We start from the raw sequence: 26,303 nt of genomic DNA, 5'->3' as shown, positions 1-26,303 counted from the left end.
TTAAAGAGGAGATGAAGGGGTTTCATCTAAATCGACGAAGCGGAACCGGTCACCTGAAGAACTTTATGAGGAAAAGAAACCGGACGCGATAAATTGCAGATGGAGCCTTCGAAAAATCCGATAATCTGACGCACATATCGCTCACATGGGTAGGAGACGTCGCGATGAAGGTTCATGGTAAGGCATACCGTTCTATTTGGCCGCTGGAAGCTGGTAAAACAGTCGGGATCATCGACCAGACGTGCCTCCCCCATCGTTTTGTTGAGGTCGAGCTGCGCACGCTGGAAGACGCAGCTGTGTCCATCAAAGACATGTGGGTCCGCGGAGCCCCGCTGATTGGCGCAACAGCCGCCTTTGGCGTGGCGCTGGAAATGGCAAGAGACCCAAGTGATGCATCGCTGGACAATGCATGGGAGGTGCTGCATGCCACCCGCCCCACAGCAATCAACCTGCGCTGGGCGCTGAACGACATGCGCAGCTGCCTTTCTCAACTGCCACTGGAACAACGCGCAGACGCCGCATGGCAGCGTGCCATCGAGATCTCCGATGAAGACGTGGCCTGCAACGAGTCCATCGGTAAACACGGCCTCAAGCTCATCGAAGAGATCGCCGCGCAGAAAAGCCCAGGCGACACCATTAACATTCTGACCCACTGCAACGCTGGTTGGCTGGCCACTGTAGACTGGGGTACCGCGACCTCTCCGATTTATCACGCCCATAACAAAGGCTGAAGGTCCATGTCTGGTAGATGAAACCCGCCCACGCAATCAGGGCGCTGGCCTCACCGCCTGGGAGCTGGGCGAACACGGTGTTCCGCACACGCTGCTGGTCGACAACGCTGGCGGCCACCTTATGCAGCACGGCATGGTGGACCTTTGCATCGTCGGCACCGACAGAACCACCGCACACGGAGACGTCTGCAACAAGATCGGCACCTACCTCAAAGCGCTTGCAGCTCACGACAACGGCGTACCGTTCTACGTGGCACTCCCTTCCTCCACCATCGACTGGACGGTCGCAGATGGCCTGAAGGAAATCCCGATCGAAGAGCGTGGCGGTGAAGAAGTTGCATGGATCAGCGGTGAAACAGCCGCTGGTGACGTCGAGAAGGTGCGCATCTGCCCACCGGAAACCCCACTCTCCAACTTTGCGTTTGACGTAACACCATCCAAATACGTCACCGCTTTGATCACCGAACGCGGTGTCTGCGCGGCAAGCAAAGTAGGGCTTGCGGGGCTGTTCCCGGAGCGGGCGAACGCCACCGCCTGATAGAACTAAGACAAACGGCTACCTTGCCGCTAAGCCATCACTCTTCAATGTTAGGGCAGAAATCCAAGTTGATTTTATTGGGAGGGACATATGTCCTACGAGAATATTCTGGTTGAGACACGCGGCAAGGTTGGCCTGATTACGCTAAACCGCCCGAAAGTATTGAACGCGCTGAACAGCGACCTGATCGCTGAGCTCGATGAAGCGCTGAACGTTTTTGATCGCGATCCTGAAATTGGCGCGACAGTCATCACCGGCTCCGAAAAGGCATTTGCTGCGGGCGCTGACATTAAAGTGATGGCAGAGTACGACTATCCGCAGACCTATCTGATGGACTTCATCACCAGCTGGGACCAGATCGCGCAGAAGCGTAAGCCGATCATCGCAGCTGTTGCAGGCTTCGCGCTGGGCGGTGGCTGTGAGCTTGCCATGATGTGTGATTTCATTCTGGCAGCGGAATCTGCTCAGTTTGGCCAGCCAGAGATCAAACTTGGCGTTATGCCAGGTGCAGGTGGTACACAGAGATTAACAAGGCTTGTTGGCAAGTCGAAAGCAATGGAAATGTGCTTGACAGGCCGTATGATGGATGCAGCTGAAGCTGAGCGGTCCGGTCTTGTCTCCCGCGTTGTTGCAAATGACGATCTGGTCGAGGAAGCACTCAAAGCTGCTGAAAAGATTGCAATTTTCTCGACTCCAATTGTTATGATGACGAAGGAAAGTGTAAACCGCTCTTACGAAGTAACCCTTGCAGAAGGTATTCGTTTTGAGCGTCGCTTGTTCCATTCTATGTTTGCAACCAGCGATCAAAAAGAAGGTATGAAGGCCTTCATCGAAAAGAGAAAACCTGAATTCGAAGACGGATAAGCCGATTTTGGGCAGGTCTACACCTTTTTTCATTGACGAGGCTAAGACTCCCAACTATAAGCGCTCCACAACCGGTGGCGGATTTTGTTCGTCACTGAATTCGTTTGACCGGGGCGGCTCTGGGCGGCCTCGTTCGCGATTTGAAAACAGTTCTTACTGACAGATCAGGACAGAGCCCATGGCCAACACTCCTTCGGCCAAGAAGGCGGCACGTAAAATTGCCCGCCAGACGGCCACTAATAAGGCTCGCCGTAGCCGCGTACGTACTTTCGTACGTAAAGTGGAAGAAGCAATTGTCGCGGGTGACCAGACAGCTGCTAACGAAGCATTCAAAGTTGCACAGCCTGAAATCATGCGTGCATCTACTAAAGGCGTTATCCATGCGAACACTGCGTCTCGCAAGGTATCCCGTCTGAATGCTCGTATTAAGGCACTCGGCGCCTAATCCAAGTTTTTTGGACTAAAAAAGCCCGGTCGTATGGCCGGGCTTTTTTGTTAGCTGGATAAGCTTACCCTAGGATAAAACTGGGGCATTTTCGCGGCGAATAGCCTGTGGAATAGTCTCGGAGCCTGTCAAGGAAAATCCTTAAAAAACAATAGGTTAGCTCTAGGTTAAAATTGTCGCAGCTGAAAAGAGCAGATTCTTGGCGAGTCAAGTGACGGCCGGATAATTTTTTTTTATTCGCCTTAGCCGCCCGCCATTAACCAAGTGCATATGAAGAAAGTTGTTGAGTTCACTGCTTTTTGCCGAACTTAGCCGTTGACGACATATGGGCTTGACCTTGCGTCACAGAAAGGGCATTTGCGTTTTGTAAACTTTCCGCTATTGCGGGACCAAAATCGGCTGTGTATGGTCAAGAAGAAGTCGGGTTGCTACCCGATCCCAGCATACAAGTTAGAAGAATCGAACCAGGGTCGGGCAAGGCTGGTCAGAAGGCGTAAAGTCTAGACGTTGCATTTTATAGTAATTGCAATCTAGGCTACTAGAGTTGTTGCGTCATTTTGCTGCTTTTATTGCTTCCCCCTTTGGATTTTTCTTGAAATTCGATTTTGAGTCTTTTTATAGTGGCCCACTCATTTGGGTGAGTTAACGGAATGCGTCTAGGTTAGTAAATGGAAGTTCTATGCATGAGGCCTATGCAGGCGATCGAAACGTAACGGATGTTTTCGAGAGCTTGAAAGCTGATAGTTCTGCAACTCTTGTAGATGTGAGAACCAACGCTGAATGGACCTTTGTAGGCATACCTGATCTTTCCATGTTGGGTAAGGAAGTCATCCTCGCTGAATGGCAGGGATTCCCATCCAACGGCCCTCACGAGGGCTTTGCGAGTCAACTTTCTGACCTTCTGGCGCAAAAAGGACTTGACCAAAACGCTGCAATCTACTTTTTGTGCCGCTCTGGAGTACGAAGTAAGGCAGCAGCGATTGCAATGACAGCCCTTGGCTATACAAACTGCTACAACGTAGCAGATGGCTTTGAAGGCGGTCATGATGCTGAAGGTCATCGAGGCTCGGTTTCTGGGTGGAAGGCGCAAGGCCTTCCGTGGAGCCAAGGATAGCTCCCAAGAAATATTAGAATTCAGCAACGGTGCGTTGGCGTCGCACCGATGTGATGTTTTTGTCTAATGACAACGAAATAAAAAGCGTCTGGTACAACAAAGCTCAAAATGAGCAAATTTGATTTAAAGGTTGGGTATCTGTGGCGGAATACCCAACGGCTGCAAGGAGGCGAGCATGCACGTTCAGGAAGCTCCAGGGCCGGAGCAATGGGATCGCGTTAAGAAGCGTCTACGTGCGGAACTTGGTGAAGACGTATTCACCAGCTGGTTTGCACGCGTTGATATGGAAGGGCACAACAACGGCACCGTCCGTCTGTCCGTTCCTACTCGGTTTCTAAAGCAATGGATCCAGTCTCATTACTCAGAGCGTCTGATGGGACTTTGGAAAAATGAATGCGACGACATTCATAAAATCGAACTCACCGTACGTGGTGCTGTTCGTCCACGTCCAGCAGCGGCTAAGCCAGCTGCACGCCCAGCACTGGGTGGCAAGGCAGCTGATATGCGCCCAATTCAGGTAAACGATCCTGTTGGACTGCGCGCCGCATCCCCAGCACCTGCTATGATGGGTGGCCGGGCTGGTCGTTCCGACCTCTCCTCCAAAGACGTGCTCGAAGGTGCTTCCCTCGATCCGAAATACGTCTTCGATAGTTTTGTTGAAGGTGAATCCAACGTTCTCGCTCTTGCTGCAGCTAAGCAAGTTGCAGGCGGCGGCGTTGTAACCTTTAACCCACTCTACCTCCATGCTTCTGTAGGTCTGGGTAAGACCCACCTGATGCAGGCGATTGCAAATCAGGCCCGTATGGCTGGTCGCCGCGTTCTGTATCTCACTGCAGAGCATTTCATGTACCGCTTTGTTGCAGCGCTTCAGGCACAGTCTGCAATGTCCTTTAAGGAAACTTTGCGTTCTATCGATCTTCTTCTGATCGATGACATGCAGTTCCTTCACGGCAAGCAGGTGCAGCAGGAGTTCTGCCACACTCTTAATGCATTGATTGATGGTGCTCGTCAGGTTGTTGTTGCAGCTGACCGCGCTCCGGCTGAATTGGAAAGCTGGATGATCGCGTTCGCTCCCGCCTGGCAGGTGGTCTGGTCGTAAATATCTCCGAGCCAGATTTCCAGCTTCGTCGCGCCATCATCGAAGACCGTATGCGCGCGCAGCAGCGCTCATACCCGAACTTCACCGTGCCGGACGCTGTTCTGGACTACGTTGCGCGCAACGTCACCTCCTCCGGTCGTGACCTTGAAGGCGCTCTGAACCGTCTCGTTGCACACAATCAGCTGACCAACTCTCCGGTAACTCTGGAAATGGCTGAAATCACTCTGCGTGATCTCATCCGTGCAGCTGAGCCACGTCGCGTTAAAATCGAAGACATTCAGCGCGTCGTTTCCAAACATTATAACGTCACAAAAGCAGATCTGCTTTCTGCACGCCGTACCCGCACCATCGTGCGTCCGCGTCAGATCGCAATGTATCTCGCCAAGATGATGACCCCACGGTCTCTGCCAGAGATTGGTCGTCGCTTCGGCAACCGTGACCACACAACAGTGCTTCACGCAGTTCGTAAAATCGAAGAGCTCTCCAAGGCAGACAATGGTCTGGCACAGGAGCTGGAGCTGCTGAAACGCATGCTGGACGCGTAATTAGCGTTCCCTACATAGGAGTATATGGACTCCGTGCAGGATTTTGGTGATTATTGGGGCGCTGCTTGCAGCGCCCCTCTTGCATTTTGAGAGCTAAACGTGCAGTTTGAACGACCCCGCAGGAGGTCAAACTCGACGTAATGGGGCAGTGCAGACACAGCGGGGTTTGCATGGGCGCTGGAACGCATTCTGTTTGATTGAATGCGGCAAGCTCTGAGCATTTTGTATTAGTAATTCGCGGAGTGCGCTGCACCGGCACGCAGCTCCGCCCAGAAGAATGGACGTTTCGCATGAAAGTGACACTTGAGCGGACCGAGCTTTTGAAGTCTCTGACCCACGTACACCGTGTGGTTGAACGGCGGAACACCATTCCGATCCTCTCCAACGTTATGCTGCAGGCTGAAGGTGGCAACCTGAAACTGAAAGCAACCGACTTGGATCTTGAGGTCGTGGAAAGCATCGCAGCAATGGTGGAAACACCTGGCGCGACCACCGTTCCGGCACACATGATCTACGAGATCGTGCGTAAACTGCCAGATGGCTCCCAGGTCGTTCTGGAAACTTCCGGTGATGACAGCACCATGGAAATCCGCGCAGGCCGTTCCCGCTTTGCGCTGCAGATCCTGCCAGTCACCGACTTCCCTGATCTGACAGCAGGTGAGTTCTCTCACAGCTTCACTATGACTGCTGGTGGCATCCGCAAGTTAATCGACAGCACCCAGTTCGCGATCTCTACGGAAGAAACCCGTTACTACCTCAACGGTATCTATATGCATTCTCTGGACATCGGTGAAGGTCTGCGTTTCCGCGCAGTTGCAACCGATGGTCACCGCCTCGCTCAGGCTGAGCTTGAGGCGCCAGAAGGTTCTGACGGCATGCCGGGCATCATCGTACCGCGCAAAACCGTTGGCGAAATTCAGAAGCTGCTGGACGATCCTGAAGTTGAAATCAAGGTCGAGATCTCCGAGACCAAGATCCGCTTCACCATTGGTGACATCATCCTCACCTCCAAGCTGATCGACGGCACCTTCCCAGACTACGAGCGCGTTATTCCGAAAGGAAACGATAAGGAACTGCGCGTTGATCGTGATGTCTTCAAAGAAGCTGTCGACCGCGTGTCCACCATCGCATCCGACCGTGGTCGTGCAGTGAAGATGGCGCTCAGCGAAGGTAAGATCGTCCTGACCGTGACCAACCCGGATTCCGGTACCGCGACTGAAGAAGTTGCAGTTGAGTACGACAACGAAGAATTCGAGATCGGCTTTAACTCCAAGTACCTGCTGGATATCGCAGCGCAGCTGGAAGCAGACACCGCGCTCTTCACCCTCGCAGACTCCGGGTCTCCGACCCTGATCCGCGATGAAGGCAGCGACGAAGCGATCTACGTTCTAATGCCAATGCGCGTATAAATTTTTTGCCCTCGGCTGCCACAGCCGGGGGCGTTTCTTTTCTTGGTATGCGTTCCCGAAAATGCCTTTCGAATTTCGGAGAGCAGCACCTGCGAAGTTTATTGAACCAAAGAGAGCCTGAATGTCGGATCCAGTGCCTGTGGCGCTTTCTCGCCTCGCGCTAACGGATTTTCGAAACTACAGCGCAGCAAGCGTTGAGTTGAACAGCCGGATGATCGCTTTTGTAGGCGATAACGGCGCAGGCAAAACCAATATCCTCGAAGCAATCTCCTTTCTGTCCGCAGGCCGCGGCCTTCGCCGCGCGACGCTTGGCGATATCGCACGCGCTGATGGGGCCGGTGGCTGGGCAGTAAGCGCCGTCTTGGATGGCGAGTATGGCGAAACGCGCATCGGCACCGGCCTGACGGCAGGTGAACCGGGGCGCCGCGTCCGCATTGATGGCGAAGAAGCTCGCTCTTCGGAAGCTCTGCTGGAATACCTCCGCGTGCTGTGGCTGGTCCCATCCATGGATGGCCTGTTCACGGGCTCTGCCTCTGATCGGCGTAAGTTTCTCGATCGTTTGGTGCTTTCGCTCAATCCATCTCATGGCCGAATGGTCGCCAGCTTTGAAAAAGCTCTGCGCCAGCGAAACCGCCTGCTTTCTGAAGGCGGAACACCTGAGTTCCTCGATGCCATCGAAGCACAGGTTGCCGAACTGGGCACCGCCGTTGCTCTGGCGCGCAGTGAAACCGTGAGCTTGCTGGCCAAAACGCTGGAAACCCAAAAACAGCTCGGCCTTCCCTTCCCGTCTGCGGAAATCCATCTGCAAGGCGCTTTTGAAACAGCCACTATTGGCATGAGCGCGTCGGATCGCGAAGACTGTTACCGCGAGCTGTTGGTGGAAGGCCGCTTCCGCGATCGTGCCGCTGGCCGCACTTTGGATGGCCCGCACCGCTCAGACCTCTATGTGGTTCACAGTGAAAAGCAGATGCCGGCGGCTCAAGCTTCAACAGGCGAGCAAAAGGCCCTGCTGATCGGTTTGGTTCTTGCGCACGCAGACCTCACCTCGTCCATCTCCGGCATGACCCCAATTCTGCTGCTGGACGAAGTTGCTGCTCACCTTGATCCGGGTCGCCGCGAAGCTCTCTTTACGCGTCTGGAAGTGCTCGGTGGTCAGGTCTTCATGACCGGCACCGACCAAAACCTCTTCAAAGACCTGCCAAGCGCAGCGCAGATTTTTGAAGTCGAAGGCGGCGGCATTAAGCTGAGCTGATGGGTTTGGTTGAGCTCACTTAAAGGCAATGCCCTTTTATCTCGCTTGTCAGCCCAATTTCCCTGTGTTTATTCTGAAGTGGTGTTCTCGGAAGGTGGAGACTGCTTTTCGGGCAAGAAACACAAAGTGCTTCAAACCTTCTGTTTTAGAGCAATGTGATCCCCATGGACTTGCAAATTCTTCTTGTTTTCGGGGCAACCCTGTTTGTTGTTGCCATCACTCCGGGCCCTGCCATCACCGCACTGGTGTCGCGCACGCTCGGGTTTGGTCTGCAAGGCACACTCACGTTTGTCTCTGGCATGCTGATTGGCAGCATGTGCCTGTTTATTCTGGCAATTCTCGGTCTGGCGAAGTTGGCGAGTACCTACGTTCTGGCGTTCACTGTGGTCAAATACGCAGGCGCTGCTTATCTACTCTTTCTGGCCTGGAAACTCTGGCGCGCCAGCGGCTTGAAAACGCAACAGATGGATGAGCAAGCAGCAATGCCGAAAAACAACAGGGGCAGCGCGAAAACGCTGGTCTCTGGCATGCTGATCACGCTCTCCAATCCAAAAGGTTTGCTGTTCTATGCAGCGCTGATGCCAAGTGTGGTGCCGATGGAAACCATCACGACCATCGGGCTGGTGGAACTGATGTTCGTCACGCTTACCGTATTGTCAGTGGTCTTTGCGATCTATATTGGAGTGACCGTACGGGCACGAAGCCTCCTGACCTCAGAAAAAGCCGTCGGCAGATTGAATAAGAGCGCGAGCGTTGCAATGTTTGGCGCCGCTGCTGCAATCGTCGCGAAATAAGAAGAGCAACAAGATGGAACTGGCAGTTCTTTTGTTTTTTGCAGGAACCCTGTTCGCTGCAGCCATTACCCCCGGTCCCGGTATCGCGGCATTGTTGGCCCGTATCTTCGGTCAGGGCATGCGCGGTACGCCGATGTTTGTGGTCGGCATGATCTGTGGCGACCTCTTCTGGTTTACGCTGGCGATCATGGGCCTTGCCGCCATCGCAACCAATTACGCCATTGTGTTTGTTGTCCTCAAATGGCTTGGTGCGGCTTATCTGCTTTATGTGGCTTGGGGCATGTGGAACTCTAAAGGCGTCACCCCAACGCAAGAAGGGGATGCAGCAGTAAAAGCAACATCCCGTCTGGCTGTTTTGCTGGCTGGCCTGTCCATGAACCTCTCCAATCCCAAGGTGGTAATCTTCTACATGGCGCTGATGCCAAACATCGTGCCCATGGATAAGATCGGCTTGCTTGCTTATTGGGAGCTCGCCGCGACCATGGCCTGCGTGCTGTTCATCGTCTTTGGCATCTATGCGTATCTGGCTGTTTCCGCAAAGAAACTAATGTCTTCACAGCGTGCATTTAAGCGCCTCAACAGAGGGTCCAGCATGGTGATGGTTGGCGTAGCAGCAACCATGGTTACCCGCTAACGCACCAGCTCAGGAACGGCGCTTGCGAAAGCACACGGCGCCGTATACTGAAGATGTTCGTCTTCAGGAAAGAACTGCTGCACTTCTATGGATGTAACGAGCCTTGCCCTGTTTGCCGGCACGCTTTTCACGCTTGCTGTCATCCCCGGCCCCGCCGTCTTTGCGATCATCGCCCGCGCCATGAGCTTTGGCAGCAGCGGAGCCATGCTGTTCTGCTTCGGGTTGCTGAGCGGAGATTTGCTGTGGTTCTCCATGGCCGCATTGGGTCTGGCTGCCATTGCAAGCAGCTTCTCTGGCGCTTTCGTTGTCCTGCAATGGCTCGGAGCGGCCTATCTCACCTACATCGCTTGGGGCATCTGGAAGAGCGCCAATGCAACGCCTTCCGAAGAACGGGAAGCTTCGGTAACGCCACAAACATCAGCCAGAACCTCCTTGTTTGCTGGGCTGCTGTTCAACCTTTCCAACCCAAAAGCGATCATGTTCTATCTCGCGCTCATGCCAAATCTGGTGAGCGTTGAAGAGATGAACCTGCTGGGTTTTGTTGAGTTGGCCTTGGTACTGTCTGTTGTGCTGCTCACCATCAACGGTGTCTACTCGTTTCTGGCTGTAAAATTCAGAGAACTGCTCAGCTCTGAAAGGACCATGTACCTGATTAACCGACTGGCTGCACTGGGTCTTCTGTGCATCGCAGTGCTGATGATTGCGCGCTAGAAAAAGAACCAGAAACTAGCTTCAATTTTCCGAAAATCAGAGGTGCTCCACCCAAAACTTGGGGCGTAGTTCGTGCATGCAAAACGCAGTGATGCACGCTAAGGAAATTATCCCCCCATAAAAACAGTGATTATGCAATATTTCCCTTGGTTTACGAGCGCTTAAACTCCCTGATTGCTTGAACCATTTGCCCAACCAATTATAACATGAACTTCAATGAAAACCGTTGTGTGAAGTGATTCGAATGAGCGAAACGTCGACCCCTGAAAATGGCGGACCTGAGCAGGCAAATGGCGCAGGTGAATACGGTGCAGATTCCATTAAAGTGCTGAAAGGCCTGGATGCTGTACGTAAGCGTCCTGGCATGTATATCGGTGACACCGATGATGGATCCGGCCTGCACCATATGGTCTATGAGGTTGTCGACAACTCCATCGATGAAGCGCTGGCTGGTCATGCCGACTATGTGACCGTAACGCTGAATGCTGATGGCTCTGTCACGGTGACCGATAACGGACGCGGTATCCCGGTTGATATTCACCCGGAAGAAGGCATTTCCGCAGCCGAAGTTATTATGACCCAGCTCCACGCTGGTGGTAAGTTTGACAGCAACTCCTACAAGGTATCCGGCGGTCTGCACGGTGTGGGTGTTTCTGTGGTGAACGCGCTGTCCACCACTCTGGACCTGCGCATCTACCGCAATGACAAAGAGCACTTCATTCGCTTCCATCACGGCGAGTCTGCTGGTCCTCTGGAAGTTGTTGGCGACGCACCAGGTAAGTCTGGTACCGAGGTGACCTTCACCCCGTCTCCGGAAACCTTCACCAAAACCGAATTTGACTACGATACTCTGGAGCACCGCCTGCGCGAGCTGGCGTTCCTGAACTCCGGTGCTCGTATCATCCTGACCGACAATCGTGGTGTCGAGCCTCATGTTGAAGAGCTCTACTACGAAGGCGGTCTGGAAGCATTCGTCCGTTATCTGGACCGTGCAAAGCATCCGCTCATCGAAGAACCAGTCACCATGATGGCCGAAAAAGACGGCATCACTGTTGAAGTGGCGATGTGGTGGAACTCCAGCTACCACGAAAACGTTCTTTGCTTCACAAACAACATCCCGCAGCGCGATGGTGGTACTCACCTCGCAGGTTTCCGCGCCGCACTGACCCGTCAGTTGACCGGCTACGCAGACACCTCCGGCCTGTTGAAGCGTGAGAAAGTGAGCCCAACCGGTGAAGATTGCCGTGAAGGCTTGTCCTGCGTGCTTTCCGTGAAGGTTCCGGATCCAAAGTTCTCCTCCCAGACCAAAGACAAGCTGGTTTCCTCAGAAGTCCGTCCGGTGGTTGAGAACCTCGTTGGTGAAGCGCTCTCCACGTGGCTGGAAGAAAACCCAGCTCCGGCAAAGTCCATCGTTTCCAAAGTGGTGGAAGCTGCAAGTGCCCGCGAAGCGGCGCGCAAAGCGCGCGAGCTGACCCGCCGCAAAGGCGCATTGGATATCGCCTCCCTACCGGGTAAGTTGGCTGACTGTCAGGAGCGCGACGCTTCTAAAGCTGAACTCTTCATAGTGGAGGGTGATTCCGCGGGTGGCTCTGCCAAACAGGGCCGTGATAGATCCAACCAGGCTGTGTTGCCGCTGAAGGGTAAGATCCTGAACGTCGAACGCGCACGTTTCGACAAGATGATCTCCTCGCAGGAAATCGGCACGCTGATCACCGCGCTGGGAACCGGTATCGGCAACGAGGAATTCAATCTCGAAAAGCTGCGCTACCACAAGATCATCATCATGACCGATGCGGACGTCGACGGTGCGCACATTCGTACGCTGCTGTTGACCTTCCTGTTCCGTCAGATGCCAGACCTGATCGAAAACGGTTACGTCTACATTGCGCAGCCACCACTCTACAAGGTCACGCGCGGCAAGTCCGAGCAGTACCTGAAAGATGAGGCAGCCTTTGAAGAATATCTGATCGGCAGCGGTCTGGATGAAACCTCCCTTGCACTCGCAAACGGTGAAGTTCGTCTGGGTGAAGATCTGCGCTCGGTTGTTGAAGAAGCCCGTGAGGTTTCCGATATCCTCAACGGCCTGCATTCCCGTTACGACAAAGCAGTTGTTGAACAGGCAGCCATCGCTGGTGCGCTGAACTCCGACAACCTGCACAACCACGAAAAAGCACAGGAAGCTGCTGCTTACATCGCACGTCGTCTGGATATTCTGGCTGACGAGTTTGAGCGTGGTTGGGAAGGTGAAGCAACTGAAGAGGGTGATCTCATCTTCAGCCGTGTCGTTCGCGGCGTGAAAGAAGTCACCACCATCGACGCAGCTCTGCTCGGTTCTGCCGATGCGCGTCGTCTCGACAGCCACTTCAAGCATCTGGATGAGGTCTACCACAAGGCAGCTTCTCTGGTTCGCAAAGACAAGTCTGTCGAAATCCGCGGCCCTCAGGCACTTCTGGAAGCTGTATATGCGCAGGGTCGCAAAGGCATCTCCATGCAGCGCTATAAGGGTCTGGGCGAGATGAACCCAGAGCAGCTTTGGGAAACCACTCTGGACCCGAATGTCCGCTCCCTACTGCAGGTTAAGATCAAGGAAGCTGACGCGGCTGACGACATCTTCACCAAGCTGATGGGCGATGAAGTTGAGCCACGCCGTGACTTCATTCAGACCAACGCCCTGTCCGTTGCGAACCTCGATGTTTAAGTAACGCGCGACAGCGTAAGAAATCAGAAAAGCCGGATGCATCTGCACTCCGGCTTTTTTCATGCGCACATGGCAAGCGCGCCAAATCTCTGTTGCTATGGAGAGCCTTAAACGGAAAGGCTAAGGAAGGTGTGCTCGGACATCCAGCGATCAAATAGGAAGCTCACATGCCCACGAGCAGCGTTGGCAGCCTCTTCCGGGGTGCCGTTGCAGTGGGTTTCAATGATTGTGATGTGCTTCTCATGGATATCCGTACCGCACAGCGGGATGTCCCGATGTGAGAGCGTTACACGATGCATATGAAGCGCACACCGTTCCAGAATTGGCTCTAGACCCCGCAAGTTTGCCTGACTGAATAACGTGGCATGGAACAGCCGGTCATAAGCGCTGCAGAGAAACACCTCGTTGGCATCGGCTGCCTGACACATGGCATCCAGAATTTCAAAGAGCCGATCCCGCGTCTCGCCAGAAATGTTGGAGGCGATCATCCGACCCGCCTGCTCTTCCAACTGCATGCGGATTTTGACGATCTCAACAGCTTCCGCACGGCTGATACCAGCAACTCGCGTGCCTTTATAATCGTGGCGCACAACAAGGCCGGATTGCTGTAGCTTCAACATAGCTTCACGTACAGTTCCCTGTGCGCAGTCACAGGCATCTGCTACTTGCTGCTCGGCGATTGCTTCACCGGGCTTAAGGGCACCAACGATGATCTGTTCTTCCAGGTAATGATAGACAGCGTCACTTTTACGATTGCTGGAAGATGACCAAGGAGAAATTCCAAAACGAGAAATGAGGGAACGGTCCGAGATCGTGTGCAGCATGACAGAAGCGCTTTTTTTTGGATGAGGACGACTCCGAGAGCTCAATTCGGGCAAATAGCTTCGGATTTCTCATCACAGGAACACCATAAGCACGTATAGCGTGTAAACTATGTTATGTGCAATTGTTAAATATAGTTCCTTAGGGGTAGGGCGTATTGTTGCGCGCTTTGTTGTAGCCCGAATTTAATCGAATAAAAAATTGTAGCTACAGAGCTATATGTTCCAATTTATTGGCAGTTTTGAAGAGTTTCAACCAACGGAACACCAAAAGAAGCTACCGGAAATAAATTAATTTAGCCAGCTAATTTGTCCACAAAGGAAGGAGCACATAGAGGCGATTATGTGCTCCTAACCAGAACTGTTTGATCAGGATTCTGGTTTGATCATCACAGTTCCAGATGCGTAAGCATAGATTTTGCCGTCCTCATCGAGGATTTCGCCAGCAGAGATGCCGGTCTGCCGTGTCATGCTGACAACACGACCTTCCGCGTAAAGAACCTGCCCTACCTTAATGGGACGTATGAACTTGACGTTGAGTTCTGACGTGCCGCGAAAACTGAAAGCGTCTTTGAGTTTGGTCTGTACGGCCAGCGAAAGCACAGAATCCAGCGCTGTCGCCGCATAACCGCCATGCACAGTGCCACCGGGGTTCAGGTGATCATTGGTCGGCATGCATTTGAAGCGAACAAGGCCGTCCTCAATGCAGTCAATGTCTACATTCATGGTTTCTGCCATGGGCGGACGATTGCCCGCTTTTTGCATGGCTTTCAGGAACTCCAGTCCTGACATCACTTTTACGTCCATCTTTCCAATCCGTCCTATTGAAAATTTCTGAAATCAGAGCCGCGTTAGCAGTGCCTTGAGGTCGTCCCTCTCACGATCACTCAGCGCCGCAAGGAACCTGGCGTTTGCCTCTTCGGTTAAACTATCGAGAACTTCGGCAATCTCCTGCCCGCGCTCAGTGAGGAAAATGTGCTGAGTGCGCCGGTCGTCCGGGCTGGCTTTCCGCTCCAGATATCCGGCAGGGCAAAGTCGATCCAAAACACCGGTCAGCGTGGCATTATCCAGCTCAGCCGCTTTGCCAAGCTGAGACGTGGTGCAACCGTCCTGAACTGCCAATGCTTGCAAAACTATGGATTGAACCGGCGTAAGACCGAGCTCTTCAAGCTGTTTCTTATAGAAACGCGCGCCGCTTCTGGCGCTTCGGGAAAGCAGATAAAAGATGCAGTTATCAAGGCGCATCACCAGCACTCCATATACTTTGCATGCAAATAGTTTGCACGCAAAATATATAAGTGCAATTGATCCTTAGGAGGGGGTGAAAGGAAGCTACAGCAGGTTGTAGCTCCCAATCAGGAAGGCTTTAAGCGACTTCGCGGGTCTCGGTCAGGATGACTTCAAAGCCTTCAAAGTGTGGGCCACCCAGATAGAAGTTCATGCGGGTGCCAGCGCCTTTATGAGCAGACGCGAAGGCCTCGGACTTTGTCCAGGCCTGAAAATTCTCGTAGGAATCCCAAAGGGTGTGGGAGGCGTAAAGCGTATGGTCTTCCACGGTTTCACCCTTGAGCATCCGAAACTCAATGTAACCAGGAACAGAGCTCAGATGACGCTCACGGTTTTTCCAAACGGTTTCAAACTCTTCTTCTTTGCCCCGCACCACGCGGAAACGGTTCATTGCGATGTACACGCCGGAACTCCTTAGCCAATTAGTACTTGAGCCTTTCCTGTTAAAGGCCCAGCAAAGTTTCAGGTCTTCAGAGCCACACTCTAAACACATACCACTACAGGATTAAGAAGGGCATGCGGAGGCTGGCTAGCGAATTAAACCGCTTGGCTGGCAAAATGGTCTTAACGACACGCCCATGGAGGCGGTCAATCCGGGTATGTATGAAAATATGAATTTAATAGTCAAGTATTATTTCGTATATTCACCTGACTTCCTGATCACTTTCATTTTTGACATTGACCCCTATTATAAATATGAGTATTCCACTCATGTTATTCTAAAAGATAGCGCTTTACTAGACGGGCGAATTTGGGAAGCCAAAAGCCACTCATGCCCGCAGGAATGAAATACCTCCTCGCAAATGGGTGCAGCTATGTGTCTTCTAACCAGAGCTCTCAAATCGTTTTCTCTTATGCTTCCTTATGCAGCCGCAGCGCTTCTCAGCCTGTTTTTCGGCATGTTCATTGGTCAGGTCCAGGCTGAAGATCTCCAAAAAGATCAGCGCATCATCTCGATTGGCTCGTCTGTGACAGAAATCGTCTACGCTCTGGAAGCGCAGGACAGGATCGTCGCGGTCGACACAACAAGTCTTTACCCAACTGAAGCGCAAAAACTTCCCAACGTTGGCTACATGCGTGCCCTGAGTGCAGAAGGCGTGCTGGCCTCAAATCCGACCCACATTCTGATGATGGAAGGCTCAGGACCGCAAACCGCAGTGGATGTCCTGAAAGCAGCCTCCATCAATCTGACAGAAGTGAAAGAGGTCTATTCCCCAGAAGGCATCCTCGAAAAGATTGATGTTGTTGGCAATGCATTGCAGCTTCCAGAGGAAACCAAAGCACTCAAAGCCAAAGTCAAAGCGGATCTGGATAGTGCTCTGGCGTATGCGCAGAAGCAGGCCAAGCCACTCAAAGTCGTCTTTGTTATCTCTGAAGGGGGCGGCAAGCCACTCGTTGCAGGGCGTGAAACCGGCGCCCATGCTGTCATTGGCCTTGCGGGCGCAACCAACGTGTTTGCTAACCTGCGTGGTTACAAACCAGTGTCCAAGGAAGCGCTTATCGCAGCTGCTCCGGATGTCATCATGATGATGTCCCGTCCAGGCTCCAGCGGTCAGTCCAAAATCCTGAAAGAGCCGGGTTTCAATCTCACCCCAGCAGGCCTGAACGGCAATCTCATCGTCATGGATGGCGTCTACCTGCTCGGCTTTGGCCCACGCACAGCAGAGGCGATCCGTGATTTGAGCGACCGTTTCGTGAAAATTGCGGCAAAGACCACCCCGAAATCCTAAGGCGAGGCGGCTATGAGTGAGATGACACTGTCTGAGGCGTTCAAGTCACCAGTAACCCATGCAAGAACAAGCCGAGAAATCTGCCAGCACTATGCCCTCCGCGCTTTGACGGCCCTGCTGCTGGTGGTTTGCTTTGTCTCGCTGGCTGTTGGCCCAACAGAGGTGTCCGTCTCACATATTTTTGGCGCGATTGATTATTGGCTTCTGGGCGATGAAACCGCGCTCACCCTAAGAGATAAAGTGGTGCTGATGGATATTCGCATGCCAAGAACGCTGCTTGGCTGTCTTGTTGGTGCCTCACTCGCGGCCTCCGGGGCTATGATGCAGGGCCTGTTCCGCAACCCCCTCGCCGATCCCGGCCTGGTTGGCGTATCATCCGGCGCAGGCCTCGCTGCAGTTTGTGTGATCACCCTCTCTTCCGGTCTGCCTGCTTGGTTTTTAGATGACTATTCCGTCTACCTCCTGCCATGGGGTGCCTTTATCGGCGGTGCGGCGACAACCGCCCTGCTCTACAAGGTCGCCACTCGGCGCGGCCAAACCTCCATCGCCACCATGCTGCTCGCAGGCATTGCCCTTGGCGCATTGGCTGGCGCAGTCACCGGTTTCCTTGTTTTCGGTAGTACAGACGAAGAGCTGCGTGACCTGACCTTCTGGGGCATGGGCGGACTGGGCAGCTCTACGTGGCCTCGAGTGTGGTCCACGCTGCCATTCGCGCTTGCTGTCCTGATTTCGCTTCCGTTTATCGCAAAAGGCTTGAATGCGTTTCTACTGGGTGAGGCAGAAGCCTTCCATCTGGGCTTCAACACGCAGCACCTCAAGCGCTTGATCATCATTCTGGTTGCCGGAGCAACCGGAGCTTCAGTTGCGGCGGCTGGTGCAATTGGCTTTGTTGGGATCGTTGTGCCCCACGTCTTGAGATTGGTAATTGGACCAGACCACCGCTTCCTTCTTCCATCCTGCGCCTTGCTTGGAGCATCTCTGCTTGTTGCTGCAGATGTTGTCGCAAGAACCGTCGTTGCACCCGCAGAGCTGCCAATCGGCATTATCACCGCAGTGATCGGAGCACCGGTGTTCCTCTCCATCCTGCTTGGTCGCAAGAACCAGGTCCAACTCTGAGGAACGCAGATGCTTGAAGCGATCAACATCACCGTCCATGCAGGCCCAAAGAAGCTTCTGCGAGATGTCTACTTCCGCAGCTGTCCGGGGGAGCTGACCGTCATCATCGGCCCCAACGGCGCAGGCAAATCGACACTTCTGAAGTGCTTGACGGGCGATCTGACACCAACCACGGGCACGGTGATGCTGGACGGCACCTCGATCCTGTCTGTCCCGGCGGTCGAGCTGGCAAGCCGCAGAGCCGTCCTGCCGCAAAGCTCGCAGCTCTCATTTCCGTTTTCAGTTGAAGAAGTGGTGATGCTGGGGCTCGTCTCCGGCACACATGGCCTCTCTGCCAAGCAATTGCGCCCGCGCGTGCTGGAAGCGCTCGACCGTGTCGGTCTCAGCTCTTACCTGCACAGGTACTATCAGGAGCTCTCAGGCGGCGAAAAGCAGCGCGTTCATCTGGCACGTGTGCTTTGTCAGGTATGGGAGCCTCGACAGGAAGGCCGGGCCAATTACCTGTTTCTCGATGAGCCGACCGCCAGCCTCGATCTGAAGCACCAGATCGATGTGCTGGAAACAGGCCGCAAGTACGCCAATGAAGGCGGCGGTGTTATCGCCGTTCTGCATGATATCGATCTGGCCTGTGTTTACGCAGACAAGATCTTCGTGCTCAATCACGGCAATCTGGTCGCTCATGGCACACCGCAGGATGTGGTGACAACCGACCTTCTCCGCTCCGTCTACCAGCTTGATGATCGCATGCTGGAAACCAAGTGGGGCCATCTGGCGAAAGGCCAGAACCTCGGCAAATCATGGTCAGAACTGCGCCCGTCCTGAGCAAAGACAGTTCGGCCTCAGCCCTACTGGCAGTGAACTCACGCAGTTCCTTTAGAGATCATCCCGTCGCTTCAGGCGTTCGCCCTCTATCTTCTCTTCTTCCTCTTTAATGAGATTGAGAGGATGGAGTGCAAACTCGCCTTTGATTGGCGCTTTGCGCTTCAGCACCCTGGAGCGTGCGGTCCACCTGTTCCTTACAGCCAGAAACAGCAGTGCAACAGATAAAAAGCATAGAGCCAAAGCCATGCTTAGAGCGATCGTGGCCATAGCTTCCTCCCAGAATAAGCTAGTCGCCACTCTTATTTTGGGAGCAAATCAACATTGCTAAAATCATCAATGTATGCGGGTAGAATTTTAGGGATTGCTCAGACAGTTTGAGTCGGTCGCCAGATCGCATGTGGAGTACATGTGATATCCGCATAATACACAAGAATGTGTAGGTACATATCCTAAAGTAATACAAGCCAAATAAGGCAAATAAGGCAGCCCAAACGCCAATAAAATACCAAAGCTCTTTCTAAATCTCCAGAATCGTTAAACCACGGAAATACTGGACGAAAACAGAATCGTGAGAATCTGAAAGCGGTATTCTGTGATGTAAAACATTGAATCGAGGCGATTTTTTTAAATTCGTCCGTAATAAATACTCCATTTTTCTTTCGAAATTTGGCCCCAATTTCCAGAAAAATCACCCTCGTCGAACGCGGAAGCGATCACCGGTACTGCAAACTATGCGGCTGTTGGAAACGCAAAGAACAAAAATTGCAGTCAGATCGCATCAGCGTTCGTTTTTAACGAGAGAGGCTCAATGAGCCGTCTGGACCTTAGCAATTCGGCTAGCTCCTCTTATTTCGGAGTCGTCTGGAATCTCTCAATAAAAACTGAGGGAATACAATGGACTATCGTGGCACATATGACGAATTCCGTGACGCATTGCGGGCTTTCGAATCCGGTTGGGATCGCGAAAGATACAACGACGGCAGAATTCAGGATTGGCAGCTCAACGAATGGGCAGGCGGTCCGGTGCAAGACTTCTTTCCAGAGTATGACAGTTGGGGGGATCTGAACGACGACCAGTGGAGCGCAATGTCTTATCGCTCCATGAACTCACTTGGGTTCGTCGGATACCAGTTTGGTGAAGCCCTGCTTATTGACCTGGGCTATTATGATGATGACGTCTTCTACGGCAACGGCGCAGCACCAACACATGGGATGGCCAGTGGACCGGCAAGAACGGCGTAACCTCACTTGAAGATTTCATGACTGCTGAAAAGCAGGAAGTCGCCATTCAGGAAGCGTTTGGCTACAATCTTCAGATTATCGAAAACGGACTGTCCAACAGTGGTCAGACACTAGATGACTTTATTGGACAGGAATTCACATACGAGCAGAACGGCCAAGAGGTTAGCGTAACCCTCACTCTAACCGGTATTCTGGCAGCCGCTCACCTGCGTGGTGCGTACGGCACCCTTGCTCTCCTGCAGGGTGGCAACGTTTCTCAGGATGAGTACGGCACATCCATTCTTCAGTATGTTGAACAGTTTGGTGGCTTCGAGAGCCCATCTGTTGACGAAGCGATCGACTACTTCCAGGACCGCCTGACTGGTGATGAAGGCCTGAACGGCTCTCTGCCAGGCGTTGGCGTGCCAAAGGAAGATGCAGACGTGGTGGTCACGTGGTCCTACGGTGAACAGGAAGTCGTGAACGACTTTGACACCGAAGACGGCGTGATCTTCGTGGACTGGATCAGCTCCGATCAGCTCAACGTGACTGAGACTGCCGATGGCGTTCTCTTCTCTATCCCTTCTAATGGTGGTCAGACCTTACTCTTGGCCGGAGTTTCCCTCGCCGACCTGACAATGGCTAACTTCTCCATTCAGGATGCATCTGCAGCAGAGCTCATCAGAGACCTTGTTGGCGGCAACTCCCAGCCAGTGGATCCAACTGATCCAGTTGATCCGGTGGACCCTGTTGACCCAGTCGATCCGGTAGATCCTGTCGATCCAGTGGACCCAGTTGATCCGGGTGATGGAGATGACGGTCATGGTGGTCATCCAGGTGATGGCGACGACGGTCACGGCGGCCATACCGGCGACATGTACATGCTTGGTCTGGACAGTGAATCTCAGGTTGTTCCGGACTTCGATCCATCAACCGACATGATCCACATCCTGCAGGGTGTGACTGGCGAGCAGTTCGAGATCTTCGAAGAAAGCGGTGATGCACTTGGACAGACAGTCCGCATCGTGATTACCGATGAACTCGGCAACATCCTCTCCACCACCATCTTCCAGGGTGTAACACTCTCCGACCTGTCACTGGCAAACTTCTCTGTCGCAGAACAGTCTGCGTTCAACGAAGTTGTCTCTGCAATCGGTGAGACAGTAGAACAGCCAAATCCGGGTCAGGGCGGCGGATACGAACTTGTCTATGACAATGACGGCTCCAACCCTCCTACCGTAACTGGCACAACAGACGAAGGCGGCTCCAAGTTCCGCGCAGATACAAACGCGGACGATATTGTTGGCTTCAATCCGGCCACGGATGAGCTGGACTTCGGCGGCACATCTGTGCACGGCCTAATCGTAACCAAGGCACCTTCTGGTGAAATCGTCATCGATAGCCCATGGAGCTCCGCGGCACAGATCGTTCAGGGAGTGACCTATCAGGATGTCGACATCTCAGACTTCGGAATCGTCGGGAACGAACACCTGCGTCAGGATCTGGGCGGTGTGGTCTCTTGGGAACAAGGCGTGGGTCCACGCGAAGACGACACAGTCTACATCCGGTCCCACGAGTACGGCGTACACGAAGTTATCTCTGACTTTGACCCAGCCACTATGAAAATCAGCTTCCTGTACTACGGTACACGTGAGCGTCTGAGTGTTGAAGAAACCGACGACGGTCTGCTGATTTCTACTCTGCCAAGTGGTCAGAGCTTCCTCTTCGAAGGCATCTCTCTTGATGATCTGGTTCCAGGTCAGCTTGAGTTCCACTTCGACCAGGTCATGGAAGATAACCTCGAAGTGCCATTCGGTTTCGACCAGAATGACGTGACCCTTGTTAGCCGTGAAGGTCTTCTGACCCCAGAGGCACCAGCAGGCGACACAACAGACGGTCACCAGACAAGACCAGGCGACTTCGGTCCAACTGACCCAGTTGATCCTGTTGACCCAACTGATCCAGATCCGGACCCAGTTGATCCTGTTGACCCAGTCGATCCGGTCGACCCAGTTGACCCGGGCACAGGTACTCCAGGTCAGGTTCCTGGCGACGGTGTGGTTGTGTTCACATGGGCTTGGGGTGAGAACAGCGTTATCACCGACTTCAACCCGGCAGAACATAAGATCAGCATTGGCTGGATCAGCTCAGATCAGATCAGCTTCACTGAAAGCGAAGACGGTCTGGTGATCTCCCTGCCATCCAATGGCGGTCAGACCCTCCTGCTGGAAGGTGTGTTCCTTGAAGATCTGAATGCCGATAACTTCGACATCAAAGATCCTTCTACCTGCAGGAAATCCGCGATCTGCTTGCGGGTGCAGCACTCAGCCTCCGGTTGATCCAACTCCGGATCCAGATCCAACCCCAGACCCAGATCCGACCCCGGATCCAGATCCAACTCCAGATCCGGACCCAGTGGATCCAGTCGATCCGGTTGACCCAGTTGATCCGGGTGATGGTTCTCCTCGCGAGTTCACACTGGATTGGCAGTGGGGCAAGCAGGAAGAGGTACAGGACTTCAACCCAGCCCAGGACACCGTGAACATCGGTTGGATTGGCGGCGGTCAGTTCGAAGTTGAACAGACTGACGATGGCGTCCTCTTCACCCTGCCAGGTAATGGCGGACGGTCCTTGCTTCTGGTTGGTATTGTCGTCGCAGACCTGACAGCAAACAGCATCCTCGCAAATGATGCAGCCGCTCAGGCTAAGATTGAGGACTTCCTCGCAAATGCCGAAAATCTGGCAGATGTGGGAACTCAGTCTGAAGCTGAAAATGTAGACACAACCTACATTCCAGAAGCACCTGAAGCTCCATCCGCTCCTGAAGAAGCAGCCGCTTCCAGCAGCAGAGACGATGATGCAGTTGCAGCACCAGCTGAAGAAACTGAACAGGAGGAAGGTCCTCGCGAAACACAGGATGCTCCGGAACCAGCTCTCGCAGCTGCAGCCAACAACGGCAACGGTGCAATCGGTGGCGATACCGTAGAAATCAATTGGGATTGGGCAGCAGAAGAAGTCATCACGAACTTCGATCCTGCAACCGATACTATCGATTTCGGCAACCTGAACGCATCTCAAGTTCAGATCACTGAAGAGAACAACAGTGTTGTGATCGAAGTTCTGGACAATGGTGGTCACACCTACACCCTGAACGGCATCAGTGCTGATGATCTGACAGAGGCAAACTTTGAGGCAGATGACTTCAATACCATCGTAACGGAAGACGGCGGTGTTGTGGATCAGATCCATTCGATCAACCAGGACGACAACCTGATCTGATCAACAAAGTAACCTAGCGAACTGCTCCCTCCCGGCGAATACCGGGAGGGGGTTTCTTGCTTTAATCCCCGAAGACAATTGGGAGAAAGCTTATGCCCGGCAGCCAACGACAAAAAGAATCTGTAATCACCCATGCATTCAGATCTCTAAGGTCCGCACTGCTTGGAATCGGCGGCGTCAGCATGCTGTTGAACATTTTGATGCTGACTGGCCCCCTTTTTATGCTGCAGGTCTATGACCGCGTCCTCGCAAGTGGATCAGTGCCAACACTGCTCGTTCTGGCAACACTTGTAGGCGTCCTCTTTCTTTTCTATGGCATTTTGGAAACGCTCCGCAGTCGTGTTCTTTCACGTCTTGGACAGCGTGTTGACGCCCAGCTCTCTGGCGTCTCCTACGAAATCTCAACAAGCTTGCCACTCATCCTTGGTCCGAAAGGCTCCAAGATGCGCCCGGTTCAGGATCTGGATCAGGTGCGCAGCTTCCTTTCCGGCCCGGGTCCTTCTGCCATCTTCGATTTGCCCTGGATGCCGCTCTACTTCGCGATCGTGTATCTGTTCCACCCATATCTGGGCATGATGGCGATCGGTGGTGCGCTGGTGATCTGCGCGCTGGTAGGACTGAACGAGTTCACCTCCCGCCGGCCATCCAGTGAAGCCGCTGCTGAAACCAACCGCCGTTCCGCAATCGTGGAAGCCAGCCGTGCCAATGCCGAAGTCATTCAGGCCATGGGCATGATGGAAACCATGAAGAACAGATGGCATCAGGGAAATGATGCTACCTGATCAAACAACGCAAATCAGGCGACAGAGCAGCATTCTTTGCAACGGCAGTTAAAACCTTCCGCTTCGTACTCCAGTCCGCCATGCTCGGCATGGGGGCCTGGCTTGTTATCCAGCAGGAAGTCACCTCCGGTGTGATGATTGCGTCCTCAATCATGTCATCCCGTGCGCTGGCACCTGTTGAGCAGGCCGTTTCCCAATGGAAAGGCTTCCTCGCAGCCCGTCAGGGTCTGGCGCGTCTGCGCCGTGTGATTGAAAACAAGACTGACGCCAACAATGTGATGGAACTGCCCCTGCCTCACCAGAAGATAGATCTGGATGGCGTGGCATGTGGTCCCGTTGGTATCCGCCAACCAATCGTGCAAGGCATCTCATTCAGCCTCGCAGCAGGTGAAGGTCTGGGCGTAATCGGTAAATCTGGTTCCGGCAAATCCACCCTGTCCCGTTCTATCGTTGGCATCACCAACGCCCTCACCGGCTCCATCCGCTTTGATGGTTCCGAGCTGGACCAATGGTCGTCCGACCGTATCGGTCAATTCATTGGCTTCCTACCTCAGGACATTCAGCTGTTTGACGGAACGGTTGCGGAAAACATCTCCCGCTTCAAGGAAGATGCGAACCCGGATGATGTCATCGAAGCTGCGAAAATCGCCAGCGTGCACGAGTTCATCACTGGCTTGCCTGATGGTTACAACACCGTCATCGGCACCGGTGGCTATGCCCTCTCCGGCGGACAACGCCAGCGGATCGCACTTGCCCGTGCCATGTATGGCGAGCCATTCCTGATCGTGCTGGATGAGCCGAACTCCAACCTCGATTCCGAAGGTGAAGCGTGCCTGACCCATGCGATCAAGCTCATGCGTGGTCGCGGCAAGATCGTCATCGTGATTGCCCACCGCCCAAGCGCAATTGCAGCCGTAGATAAGGTGCTCGTGCTCAACGAAGGCCGTCAGGCTGCGTTTGGTCCGCGTGATGAGGTGATGAAGCAACTCGTCACTCCGGTACAGACCCCGCAGGTAAAACCGAAACAACCAGCTAAGGCTCCGCAGAAACAGGGAGCAGCGTGATGCATAACCATTCTGAAAGCGACAAACAGCTGAAAGGCAGCATCCGGTTCCACCTGATCTGCGCTGGTCTTCTGGTCGTCATTCTCGTTGGAGGCGTCGGCCTCTGGGGAGGCCTGATGGAAATCCGTGGTGCGATCATCGCTCCCGGCACCATCGTTGTTGAAACCAACACCAAGAACGTACAGCACATGGAAGGCGGCATTGTTCGCTCCATCATGGTGACCGACGGCGACACCGTAGATGCTGGCGACACTCTGCTTCGTCTTGATGATACGGTCACCAGAGCAAACCTTGCTGTCGTCACCAAACAGCTGGACAACCTCTACTCTCAGGAAGCTCGCTTGATTGCAGAGCGGGACGGCGAAGAGGAAATCCTGTTCCCGTCACGGGCTGCTGACGATGCGCATTCACAGGTTCTGAACACCATCCAGGAAGGTCAGCGCCGCATGATGGTGGCAAAGACCAAGAACTTGCGCGGTCGTCAGGACCAGATGCGGGCGCAGATTGAGCAGTACAAGAAGCAGATTGACGGCCTGTCTCAGCAGCGTGATGCCAAGGAAATTGAAATTGGCCTGATCGATGGAGAGCTGGAAGACTTGCACAAACTGCTCGCCAAGAAGCTGGTCACTGAGTCCCGTGTGACAGCTCTGAAGCGTGAAAAAACCAAGCTTCAGGGTGAATACGGCGATTTCATTGCTCAGATTGCAAAGACCGAAGAAGCCATCGCAGAACGCAACATCCAGATCATGCAGATCGAAGAAGACGTCATGACCAAGACGTTGGAACAGCTTCAGCAGGTACGGGCGGAAATCGCTCAGCTTGAAGAGAAAAAGATCGCAGCTCAGGACCAGCTGATGCGCATGGAAATCAAGTCACCGCAATCTGGCACAGTTCACGACCTCACCATTCACACCATCGGCGGTGTGATCGCTCCCGGTGAAGTGGTAATGCAAATCGTGCCACGAGAAGATGTGCTCGTGATTGAAGCGCAGGTTCAGCCGATTGATGTGGACCAGCTTACTCCAAATCAGGAAGCAACAGTCCGCCTGCCAAGCTTTGATCAGCGCACAACGCCAGAGCTGACAGCAGCTGTGAAAACCATCTCGCCTGACTTGCTGGAAGACCCGAAAACCGGTCTCAGCTTCTATATGGCCGAGTTGACCATCTCCGAGGATGAAATGGATAAGTTGGGCGGCAAGAACCTGGTGCCAGGTATGCCGGTTGAGGCATTCATTCAGACCGAGAACCGCACCGTGATCTCGTACATCATGAAGCCAATGGTCGATCAGATCGCCCATGCCATGAGAGAATAGGGGTAAGCACCCCTATTCTGCTTATTCAAGAAGG

Annotated in this window: 23 protein-coding genes and 2 pseudogenes; 20 read left to right on the top strand and 5 right to left on the bottom strand. The window is 53.5% G+C overall.

Translation table 11 applies throughout. From position 1 onward, the window contains the following. Positions 1 to 164: 164 nt before the first annotated feature. The 11 genes and pseudogenes from mtnA (at position 165) to gyrB (ending at position 12,834) form a co-directional block, all read left to right on the top strand. Positions 165 to 1,269 (top strand): annotated as a pseudogene (mtnA, locus tag JCM12308_RS17025) (S-methyl-5-thioribose-1-phosphate isomerase). A gap of 90 nt (positions 1,270 to 1,359) precedes the next feature. Further along, positions 1,360 to 2,133 carry an enoyl-CoA hydratase gene (locus tag JCM12308_RS17020; RefSeq protein WP_054784533.1) on the top strand — a complete coding sequence of 258 codons (774 nt, stop codon included), beginning with the start codon at positions 1,360 to 1,362 and terminating at the stop codon, positions 2,131 to 2,133. A gap of 178 nt (positions 2,134 to 2,311) precedes the next feature. Beyond that, the gene (gene rpsT, locus JCM12308_RS17015) at positions 2,312 to 2,578 is read left to right on the top strand and encodes a 30S ribosomal protein S20 (RefSeq protein ID WP_037037191.1); all 267 of its coding nucleotides are present in this window, start codon (positions 2,312 to 2,314) and stop codon (positions 2,576 to 2,578) included. 679 nt (positions 2,579 to 3,257) lie between these two features. Then, positions 3,258 to 3,692: a rhodanese-like domain-containing protein gene (locus JCM12308_RS17010; RefSeq protein ID WP_008550732.1), complete on the top strand. Its 435-nt coding sequence runs from the start codon at positions 3,258 to 3,260 to the stop codon at positions 3,690 to 3,692. Between the two features lie 175 nt (positions 3,693 to 3,867). Continuing rightward, a pseudogene (dnaA, locus tag JCM12308_RS17005) lies at positions 3,868 to 5,336 on the top strand (chromosomal replication initiator protein DnaA). A gap of 290 nt (positions 5,337 to 5,626) precedes the next feature. Continuing rightward, positions 5,627 to 6,745 carry a DNA polymerase III subunit beta gene (dnaN, locus tag JCM12308_RS17000; protein ID WP_008550340.1) on the top strand — a complete coding sequence of 373 codons (1,119 nt, stop codon included), beginning with the start codon at positions 5,627 to 5,629 and terminating at the stop codon, positions 6,743 to 6,745. Positions 6,746 to 6,866: 121 nt separating this feature from the next. After that, positions 6,867 to 7,997 (top strand): DNA replication/repair protein RecF, encoded by a 1,131-nt coding sequence (gene recF / locus JCM12308_RS16995; RefSeq protein WP_008550254.1) that lies wholly within the window; start codon positions 6,867 to 6,869, stop codon positions 7,995 to 7,997. Positions 7,998 to 8,161: 164 nt separating this feature from the next. Beyond that, positions 8,162 to 8,791, top strand: a complete 630-nt coding sequence (locus JCM12308_RS16990; RefSeq protein WP_054784532.1) for a LysE family translocator — start codon at positions 8,162 to 8,164, stop codon at positions 8,789 to 8,791. Between the two features lie 13 nt (positions 8,792 to 8,804). Next, positions 8,805 to 9,425, top strand: a complete 621-nt coding sequence (locus JCM12308_RS16985) for a LysE family translocator (protein ID WP_054784531.1) — start codon at positions 8,805 to 8,807, stop codon at positions 9,423 to 9,425. Between the two features lie 87 nt (positions 9,426 to 9,512). Beyond that, on the top strand, positions 9,513 to 10,136 hold the full coding sequence (locus JCM12308_RS16980; protein ID WP_054784530.1) for a LysE family translocator: 624 nt from the start codon (positions 9,513 to 9,515) through the stop codon (positions 10,134 to 10,136). Positions 10,137 to 10,380: 244 nt separating this feature from the next. Then, a complete protein-coding gene (gene gyrB / locus JCM12308_RS16975) occupies positions 10,381 to 12,834 on the top strand; it encodes a DNA topoisomerase (ATP-hydrolyzing) subunit B (protein ID WP_008550360.1) in 2,454 nt (817 codons plus the stop codon). Between the two features lie 107 nt (positions 12,835 to 12,941). On the opposite strand, the gene JCM12308_RS16970 is transcribed toward gyrB, so the two are convergent. The 4 genes from JCM12308_RS16970 to hmuQ all read right to left on the bottom strand — a co-directional run bounded on the left by JCM12308_RS16970 (position 12,942) and on the right by hmuQ (position 15,345). After that, positions 12,942 to 13,658, bottom strand: a complete 717-nt coding sequence (locus JCM12308_RS16970; RefSeq protein WP_008550236.1) for a GntR family transcriptional regulator — start codon at positions 13,656 to 13,658, stop codon at positions 12,942 to 12,944. 366 nt (positions 13,659 to 14,024) lie between these two features. Beyond that, entirely contained in the window at positions 14,025 to 14,462 is a 438-nt protein-coding gene (locus JCM12308_RS16965; protein ID WP_054784529.1) for a PaaI family thioesterase, read from the bottom strand. Positions 14,463 to 14,495: 33 nt separating this feature from the next. After that, positions 14,496 to 14,900: a MarR family winged helix-turn-helix transcriptional regulator gene (locus tag JCM12308_RS16960; protein ID WP_054784578.1), complete on the bottom strand. Its 405-nt coding sequence runs from the start codon at positions 14,898 to 14,900 to the stop codon at positions 14,496 to 14,498. A gap of 121 nt (positions 14,901 to 15,021) precedes the next feature. Then, a complete protein-coding gene (hmuQ, locus tag JCM12308_RS16955; RefSeq protein ID WP_014283349.1) occupies positions 15,022 to 15,345 on the bottom strand; it encodes a heme-degrading protein HmuQ in 324 nt (107 codons plus the stop codon). A 451-nt stretch (positions 15,346 to 15,796) separates the two neighbouring features. Here hmuQ and JCM12308_RS16945 point away from each other — a divergent pair, with 451 nt between their 5' ends. Genes JCM12308_RS16945 through JCM12308_RS16935 form a run of 3 tightly spaced genes read left to right on the top strand, consistent with a single transcriptional unit; the run spans position 15,797 to position 18,610 of the window. Continuing rightward, positions 15,797 to 16,672, top strand: coding sequence for a heme/hemin ABC transporter substrate-binding protein (locus tag JCM12308_RS16945; RefSeq protein ID WP_054784527.1), 876 nt, complete (start codon positions 15,797 to 15,799; stop codon positions 16,670 to 16,672). A gap of 12 nt (positions 16,673 to 16,684) precedes the next feature. Then, complete coding sequence (locus JCM12308_RS16940) at positions 16,685 to 17,788, top strand: FecCD family ABC transporter permease (protein ID WP_054784526.1); 1,104 nt, start codon at positions 16,685 to 16,687, stop codon at positions 17,786 to 17,788. A gap of 9 nt (positions 17,789 to 17,797) precedes the next feature. Next, a complete protein-coding gene (locus JCM12308_RS16935; RefSeq protein WP_054784525.1) occupies positions 17,798 to 18,610 on the top strand; it encodes a heme ABC transporter ATP-binding protein in 813 nt (270 codons plus the stop codon). 51 nt (positions 18,611 to 18,661) lie between these two features. On the opposite strand, the gene JCM12308_RS16930 is transcribed toward JCM12308_RS16935, so the two are convergent. Continuing rightward, complete coding sequence (locus JCM12308_RS16930; protein WP_054784524.1) at positions 18,662 to 18,877, bottom strand: hypothetical protein; 216 nt, start codon at positions 18,875 to 18,877, stop codon at positions 18,662 to 18,664. A 627-nt stretch (positions 18,878 to 19,504) separates the two neighbouring features. Here JCM12308_RS16930 and JCM12308_RS30215 point away from each other — a divergent pair. From JCM12308_RS30215 to JCM12308_RS16915, 6 genes are all read left to right on the top strand, one after another. Beyond that, entirely contained in the window at positions 19,505 to 19,852 is a 348-nt protein-coding gene (locus JCM12308_RS30215) for a hypothetical protein (RefSeq protein ID WP_208978663.1), read from the top strand. Positions 19,853 to 19,869: 17 nt separating this feature from the next. Next, positions 19,870 to 22,170 carry a hypothetical protein gene (locus JCM12308_RS30210; RefSeq protein WP_208978662.1) on the top strand — a complete coding sequence of 767 codons (2,301 nt, stop codon included), beginning with the start codon at positions 19,870 to 19,872 and terminating at the stop codon, positions 22,168 to 22,170. After that, positions 22,085 to 23,110: a hypothetical protein gene (locus tag JCM12308_RS30205; protein WP_208978661.1), complete on the top strand. Its 1,026-nt coding sequence runs from the start codon at positions 22,085 to 22,087 to the stop codon at positions 23,108 to 23,110. Before JCM12308_RS30210 ends, JCM12308_RS30205 begins: the two co-directional genes overlap by 86 nt. A gap of 182 nt (positions 23,111 to 23,292) precedes the next feature. Continuing rightward, complete coding sequence (locus JCM12308_RS32795; RefSeq protein WP_306303351.1) at positions 23,293 to 23,892, top strand: type I secretion system permease/ATPase; 600 nt, start codon at positions 23,293 to 23,295, stop codon at positions 23,890 to 23,892. An 80-nt stretch (positions 23,893 to 23,972) separates the two neighbouring features. Then, positions 23,973 to 24,956, top strand: a complete 984-nt coding sequence (locus JCM12308_RS32790) for a type I secretion system permease/ATPase (RefSeq protein ID WP_306303350.1) — start codon at positions 23,973 to 23,975, stop codon at positions 24,954 to 24,956. Beyond that, the gene (locus JCM12308_RS16915) at positions 24,956 to 26,269 is read left to right on the top strand and encodes an HlyD family type I secretion periplasmic adaptor subunit (protein ID WP_008550662.1); all 1,314 of its coding nucleotides are present in this window, start codon (positions 24,956 to 24,958) and stop codon (positions 26,267 to 26,269) included. The genes JCM12308_RS32790 and JCM12308_RS16915 overlap by 1 nt, the downstream gene beginning before the upstream one ends. Positions 26,270 to 26,303 lie beyond the last annotated feature (34 nt).

This window comes from Pseudovibrio denitrificans JCM 12308 (assembly GCF_001310815.1).
GTDB lineage: Bacteria > Pseudomonadota > Alphaproteobacteria > Rhizobiales > Stappiaceae > Pseudovibrio > Pseudovibrio denitrificans.
The sequence above is the reverse complement of the archived record's forward strand: the minus strand, read 5'-3'. Positions and strand labels throughout refer to the sequence as shown.

Coding starts and splice junctions, on each gene's coding strand:
- JCM12308_RS16915 (WP_008550662.1), top strand. CDS start 24,956: ATGCATAACCATTCTGAAAGCGACAAACAGCTGAAAGGCAGCATCCGG.
- recF (WP_008550254.1), top strand. CDS start 6,867: ATGTCGGATCCAGTGCCTGTGGCGCTTTCTCGCCTCGCGCTAACGGAT.
- JCM12308_RS32790 (WP_306303350.1), top strand. CDS start 23,973: ATGCTCGGCATGGGGGCCTGGCTTGTTATCCAGCAGGAAGTCACCTCC.
- JCM12308_RS30205 (WP_208978661.1), top strand. CDS start 22,085: ATGCCGATAACTTCGACATCAAAGATCCTTCTACCTGCAGGAAATCCG.
- JCM12308_RS30210 (WP_208978662.1), top strand. CDS start 19,870: ATGACTGCTGAAAAGCAGGAAGTCGCCATTCAGGAAGCGTTTGGCTAC.
- JCM12308_RS17020 (WP_054784533.1), top strand. CDS start 1,360: ATGTCCTACGAGAATATTCTGGTTGAGACACGCGGCAAGGTTGGCCTG.
- JCM12308_RS16935 (WP_054784525.1), top strand. CDS start 17,798: ATGCTTGAAGCGATCAACATCACCGTCCATGCAGGCCCAAAGAAGCTT.
- JCM12308_RS30215 (WP_208978663.1), top strand. CDS start 19,505: ATGGACTATCGTGGCACATATGACGAATTCCGTGACGCATTGCGGGCT.
- JCM12308_RS16945 (WP_054784527.1), top strand. CDS start 15,797: ATGCTTCCTTATGCAGCCGCAGCGCTTCTCAGCCTGTTTTTCGGCATG.
- JCM12308_RS16960 (WP_054784578.1), bottom strand. CDS start 14,900: ATGCGCCTTGATAACTGCATCTTTTATCTGCTTTCCCGAAGCGCCAGA.
- JCM12308_RS16985 (WP_054784531.1), top strand. CDS start 8,805: ATGGAACTGGCAGTTCTTTTGTTTTTTGCAGGAACCCTGTTCGCTGCA.
- dnaN (WP_008550340.1), top strand. CDS start 5,627: ATGAAAGTGACACTTGAGCGGACCGAGCTTTTGAAGTCTCTGACCCAC.
- JCM12308_RS16930 (WP_054784524.1), bottom strand. CDS start 18,877: ATGGCCACGATCGCTCTAAGCATGGCTTTGGCTCTATGCTTTTTATCT.
- JCM12308_RS16970 (WP_008550236.1), bottom strand. CDS start 13,658: ATGCTGCACACGATCTCGGACCGTTCCCTCATTTCTCGTTTTGGAATT.
- JCM12308_RS16940 (WP_054784526.1), top strand. CDS start 16,685: ATGAGTGAGATGACACTGTCTGAGGCGTTCAAGTCACCAGTAACCCAT.
- gyrB (WP_008550360.1), top strand. CDS start 10,381: ATGAGCGAAACGTCGACCCCTGAAAATGGCGGACCTGAGCAGGCAAAT.
- JCM12308_RS32795 (WP_306303351.1), top strand. CDS start 23,293: ATGCTGTTGAACATTTTGATGCTGACTGGCCCCCTTTTTATGCTGCAG.
- JCM12308_RS17010 (WP_008550732.1), top strand. CDS start 3,258: ATGCATGAGGCCTATGCAGGCGATCGAAACGTAACGGATGTTTTCGAG.
- JCM12308_RS16980 (WP_054784530.1), top strand. CDS start 9,513: ATGGATGTAACGAGCCTTGCCCTGTTTGCCGGCACGCTTTTCACGCTT.
- JCM12308_RS16965 (WP_054784529.1), bottom strand. CDS start 14,462: ATGGACGTAAAAGTGATGTCAGGACTGGAGTTCCTGAAAGCCATGCAA.
- rpsT (WP_037037191.1), top strand. CDS start 2,312: ATGGCCAACACTCCTTCGGCCAAGAAGGCGGCACGTAAAATTGCCCGC.
- JCM12308_RS16990 (WP_054784532.1), top strand. CDS start 8,162: ATGGACTTGCAAATTCTTCTTGTTTTCGGGGCAACCCTGTTTGTTGTT.